At 57.5% G+C, this 1,130-nt stretch carries 1 protein-coding gene; it reads left to right on the forward strand.

Annotated elements, in window-relative coordinates:
• Positions 1–1,130, forward strand: a 1,130-nt coding sequence (locus ACWUI7_RS13455; protein ID WP_496642715.1) for an RNA-guided endonuclease InsQ/TnpB family protein, incomplete at both ends; no start/stop codon positions are given.

Genomic DNA, 1,130 nt, shown 5'->3' on the forward strand with positions numbered 1-1,130 from the left:
TGTTTCCGACGAGCAACGCAACGCACTCCGCCGAACCGCCGAGCAATACCTGTACTGCGCGAACCGAACCGCCGACTACTGTTGGTCCGACACCTCCTACACTGAGTGTAAGACCAACAAGCGAGAGGTTCGTGACGCGCTCTACGTCGAACTTCGTGAGGAGACGGACCTACAGGCCCAACTTGTCCAAGCCGCTATCAAACGCGCTGTCGAAGCTGTCAAAGCGTGTGTCGAACGGTGGAAAAAGGGACAGCGCGTCTCTCAATCGACGTTCACTGCCGAAACGATGGACTACGACACGCGCAGCGCGACCTTCTACCGCAACAAGGTGTCACTGGCAACTGTTGAGGGCCGAGTCGAACCGTCGTTTGTTCTCCCAGCAGACAGTCCGACGCCCTACGAGCGGTACGTACTCTCGGAGGACTACGAGTTCCGCGAGAGTACGCTTCGGTACGACGCGACCACTGACGAGTTCTACCTCAACATTTCGACGCGGCGGACACACAGTGACGATGAGGTTTCGAAAGATACCGGGCACCCCGATCAAACGGTCCTCGGTATCGACCTCGGCGTCAATAGCCTTGCTGTGTCCTCAACCGGCACGTTTTGGCAGGGGAACGACTACGACCATTGGTGTCGTGAGTTCGAGAAGCGACGTAGCGAGATACAACAACGCGGCACGCAGGCTGCACACAACGCCCTACTTCGCCTCGGGAAGCGTGAAGAAGCCTGGCGCAAACAGTACATCCATACGATCGCCAACGAACTCGTCTCGGAAGCCGTCGAACACGACTGCGACGTACTCGCGTTCGAGGACTTGAGCGATATTCGAGAGCGACTTCCACAGGCAAAGTGGCACCACGTCTGGGCATTCCGACGCCTGTTCAAGTACGTTGAGTACAAAGCCCCTGAACAAGGCGTCTCTGTGGAACAGGTCGAGCCAAACCACACGTCCCAACGCTGTTCTCGGACGGACTGTGGGTTTACGCACCCGAACAACCGTCAGGGAGAACACTTTGAGTGCCAGAAGTGTGGGTACGAAGTAAACGCAGACTACAACGCCGCGAAGAATATCGGGGTCCGGTACGCTCGAAAGCGGACACACAGACTCCGTTCCTCGCCCAAGTCGG

The sequence above is a fragment of the Halorubrum orientale genome (assembly GCF_059623105.1).